This is a genomic window from Bacteroidota bacterium (assembly GCA_030706565.1).
Taxonomy (GTDB): Bacteria; Bacteroidota; Bacteroidia; order Bacteroidales; family JAUZOH01; genus JAUZOH01.
The window spans coordinates 1-4,573 of the sequence record JAUZOH010000309.1 but is presented as its reverse complement, the minus strand read 5'-3'; the positions used below and the strand labels follow the sequence as shown (position 1 = coordinate 4,573).

General features: G+C 37.3%; 3 protein-coding genes and 1 pseudogene. 1 reads left to right on the top strand and 3 read right to left on the bottom strand.

What is annotated here, in order from left to right:
* Nucleotides 1–637 (bottom strand): hypothetical protein (locus Q8907_13110; protein MDP4275209.1); only part of this gene is annotated, 637 nt, incomplete at its 3' end.
* Between the two features lie 370 nt (nucleotides 638–1,007).
* Here Q8907_13110 and Q8907_13105 point away from each other — a divergent pair.
* Nucleotides 1,008–1,450, top strand: a pseudogene (locus Q8907_13105) (VOC family protein).
* Between the two features lie 82 nt (nucleotides 1,451–1,532).
* Here Q8907_13105 and Q8907_13100 read toward each other — a convergent pair.
* Nucleotides 1,533–2,519: a hypothetical protein gene (locus tag Q8907_13100; GenBank protein ID MDP4275208.1), complete on the bottom strand. Its 987-nt coding sequence runs from the start codon at nucleotides 2,517–2,519 to the stop codon at nucleotides 1,533–1,535.
* Between the two features lie 160 nt (nucleotides 2,520–2,679).
* A complete protein-coding gene (locus Q8907_13095) occupies nucleotides 2,680–3,975 on the bottom strand; it encodes an ammonium transporter (GenBank protein ID MDP4275207.1) in 1,296 nt (431 codons plus the stop codon).
* Nucleotides 3,976–4,573: the final 598 nt, after the last annotated feature.

Genomic DNA, 4,573 nt, shown 5'->3' with positions numbered 1-4,573 from the left:
CTTTTTGACCGCCAGTTTTAGTTTCTCCGCTTTGCCCTGAAGATGGATTTCTTTGACTTCTTCCATATCCGGCATTTTGGGTACTGCCCGAGCTTTGGTCTTTTGTCTGGGCTTTTTGACCGCCAGTTTTAGTCTCTCCGCTTTGCCCTGAAGATGGATTACTTTGGCTTCTTCCATATCCGGCATTTTGGGTACTGCCCGAGCTTTGGTCTTTTATCTGGGCTTTTTGACCGCCAGTTTTGGTTTCTCCGCTTTGCCCTGAAGATGAATTTCTTTGACTTCTTCCATATCCGGCATTTTGGGTACTGCCCGAGCTTTGGTCTTTTGTCTGGGCTTTTTGACCACTTACATCGGTTTGACTCCCCTGTCCAGCAGACTGGGTATTTCTGCTTCGTCTACCGGATTCACCGGGATTGACCGCCCCCTGATCCTTTGTTTGAACTTTTTGACTGCTGGCATTGGTTTCTTTTTTTTGTTCAAAAGGCTTAGGAGTTTGAGAATTTGTTACCCCTTGCTGGGTAGTAGTTGATTCCTGCCTTTTTTCTCTTTTCGCATTGTTATCTGCCTGCGATCTCCTTTGAGAAAAAACAGCCAAAGGCAAAATCAACATGATTAAAATTAGTATACTTTTTTTCATAAGCTTAATATTATAAATATTCTACATTAAGGATTGTAAGATATTTTATTTCTGTAAAGTTATAAAATAGATAATTCTATTAAATAAGAACACCACATAAATTAAAAAAAGTCTTGAAAACAATTATTTGTCAATCTGAGAATAAATGGCCCGCTTTTAATAAAAGTTATTGCAAATGGTCAGATAGTTTGATTTAAAAAGTTGCAACCTGCCTCAAGAACCATTTGATATCACAGAGAATTATTTTAAAGCTGTAAAATTGTTCTTTCAATATTTATATGAATTAAATTCTATGTAAATTTATTAAGGATAAAATCATGATTAGTATGGATTTACACAGATAAATAATTACAAATTTAAACTGAAAAAAATGGCAAAAATTTCGATCTACTTGAATTTTCAGGGCAATGCGGAGGAAGCATTTGACTTCTATAAAAAAGTTTTTAAACTGAATTTATTGGTCCTGTGGCAAGGATGAAAGATGCTCCGATGCTGCCTGGATCGCCCAAACTCTCGGATAAGGAAGCCGATTGCATATTGAATATGGCTTTGCCTATTTTAGGAGGTACCGTTATTATGGGGTCGGACATGTTAGAAAGCATGGGACATGAGCTTAAGATAGGGAACAACACCACTATAGTTCTTGAGCCGGACAGCAGAGAAGAAACGGACAGGCTTTTTAAGGAATTGTCTGAAGGTTCAACACAAAAAGCACCGCTGCAAGATATGTTCTGGGGAGCATATTGGGGTACCTGTCTGGACAGATTTGGTATTCGCTGGATGTTTAGCTATACGAACAAACAGCCTAAATAACTAAAAATGAAGAATAAGAAAAGGGTGTCCAAAAAATATCAGCCACCCTCTTCATATCTTTCAAGTCGCGAAAGACTTAATATTAATAAACTTCAATCTGTTGCCTTTGCTTAAGCCACATTTCCGGTTTATTATTATAAAAGTCAATCAGTCCGGTAGCAGCTACATGTTGATGCTCGAAAAAGCGTACAGGATCCCCTCCATATCTGAAAGCTTCGTCTCCCGGAATAACAATAGTGAAATCCTGATAGGGATAGAAACCGCCGAAATAGAGGAACAATAAATTATCAGAATCAGAATAATAAGCTTCATAAACCCTTCCGTATACCCTTACCACTTCTCCATCATATTCTGCTGCCTCGTATGCCGAAACAGAAGGGATACGATAACCATAATCATAATGCCAGCGATGAAAATCGGGATACCAGATTCTGAAATTATTAAACATGTGGATATCCCAGATAATATCAAGACGAACCGGTGCACGATAAGGATATCTGCTTCTTCTTATTTCCAGGCTAAGAGGATTTCCGGAATAATGATGGATAATTTCCTGATGACGGGGATAACTGTTCACATAGATATTGGTCCTTCCTGATCTCCCGTAGTTGGGTTGAGGAGGATTGTACCTTTGGGTATTGTCATATCGATGCCCCCGGGACGAATAACTTTGAGCAGGTACTGTTCTGTATTGCCCCTGATGGCCCGGGTTTGTATAGACATTTTCATTACCCCGGTTTCTCTGTTCCTTCTTATATTGGCCCCAGTTTTGTTCCCTGTTCTGATTATTTCCCTGATTGCCCCGATCGGGTTGAGAATAATCACGGTTTGAACTGCTTCTGTAATTATCATTGCTGAAGGTAGCTGATTTCTTTTCGGAAGAGAAAGTTTCTCCTTTTCTCTGGGCATTATCCCCTGAACTAACTCTTCTTCCTGCCGGTGTTGCATTCTGTTGCCTTGATTCTTTATTATCTTGTCTATTGTCTTGTCTGTTGTCTTGAGATCTCCTCTGAGGAAATGCCGTTAAAGACATTAACAGCATAATTAAGACGCATAATCTTGTTTTCATGATCTTAAGAATTTATTGTTGAACCATACAAAAATACTTATGCAAAACTCTTGCCAAAGTTATTTAAGGGGAAAAATATAATCGGATTATCTCCAACAATAAACAAAAAGCCCCGAATTGACTTAAATCCGGGGCCTGTTAAAAATATCAATTAATTAAATCATAGGCTTTTCATTCTAACTCTCCAGTCGGTGGCTTCTTCTCCATGCTGGGTAATGTCAAGTCCTTTTTCTTCCTGTTCCGGAGTAACCCGTAAAGGAACAATAAAATTAGTAATCATATATAAAAGATAGGATCCTCCGAAAGTAAATATGCTTACAATTAAAAGTGCTAATAAATGGTGTAAAAACAAAGAAGTACTTCCATAAATTAATCCTGAACCTTTTGCAAAAACTCCGGTCAGAATCATTCCCACAATTCCCCCTAATCCATGACAAGGGAAAACATCAAGAGTATCATCAATATTTGTTTTTGATTTGAACCTCACAGCCATATTGCTAATAATGGAGGAGAAGAAACCGATAAAAATACTGTGCCCCACATCAACGTAACCTGCAGCAGGGGTAATTGCGACCAATCCTACAACAGCACCTACAGCAGCACCAACAGCCGAACGTTTTTTACCGCTGAGGCTGTCTAAAAACAACCAGGTAACCATGGCTGTAGCAGAAGAAAGATTCGTGTTTACAAAGGCCGTGGTAGCCAATTCATTGGCACCTAAAGCCGAACCTGCGTTAAAACCAAACCATCCGAACCACAACATTCCGGTGCCCAATAAAACATAAGGGATATTAGTCGGTATCTGATGCTTTTCAATATGAGCCCTTTTGCCTAACATCATTGCCCCGGAAAGAGCTGCAAAACCTGCAGATATATGTACTACGGTTCCGCCAGCAAAATCAAGCACTCCCCACTTTCTTAAAAAACCATCAGGATGCCAGGTCCAATGAGCCAAGGGTGCATAAATGAATAATGAAAACAGGCAGATAAACAACAAAAGAGAACTGAAACGGACACGTTCAGCAAGTCCTCCGGTAATCAGCGCAGGGGTGATGATCGCAAATTTCAATTGAAACATTGCAAATAAAGCAAAAGGAATAGTTGCTGCAAATACAGAATTTGGAGCAGCTCCTACATTCTTAAACATAAAATAGGTAAGGGGATTGCCAACCACTCCTCCCAAATCATCCCCAAATGCTATACTAAAACCAACCAGAATCCACAGTACGCTTACTACGCCTAAGGCTATAAAATTCTGCAACAGGGTAGACACCAGATTTTTATATCTGACCATACCGCCATAAAAAAAGGCCAAACCTGGAGTCATTAATAAGACTAACGCAGATGAAGTCAACATCCAGGCCACATCACCTGTGTTTATAGCTCCGGCAACCGGTGCTGTCACATGCCGGCCAGGAAGGAATATTCCACATATTGCTATTAAGGCTAAAATCACAAAGGGTATTTTATACCTTAACTTTAATACAGAAAGTCTAAACTTTTGTACCATTAATCTAAAATTTTGGGGGTAAAATTTATTTTTTATATAACGTATTATGCCGCAAAAATATGAAATATTTTAAATTAATAACAGAAATAAGGGAATTAAACTAATATTTATGTATATTTTTTGAATTATACCTATTTTTTTAAGGGTTATTGTTTTAATTATATAATATATTTTAAAGTATGTTAAAATTTTGAATGATTATTAAAAATTAAATTTTGGAAATTCTCATAAAACTAATCTTAAAAATTTTTGAGTTTTCAATTAATGATAAAATTTATGAATAATTTTCCAATTGCTTAACCGGGAATTGATCTTTTTGCATACAATTTCATTGTATTAGTATATTTGTATGTTTGAAGTTTAAAAATGAATATATTTCCTCAAAAACCATAAATAGTAAATTAAGCCTCCAGGAGCTATTTTCCCTTTTTATTATGTATTAAAATCTACATTAAACTATGAATTCTTCATTTGTTTTTTCCATGCCGCAAAAAATCGTGTTTGGAGCAGGGAAATTTAAAAATCTTCCCGGATATATTTCAGG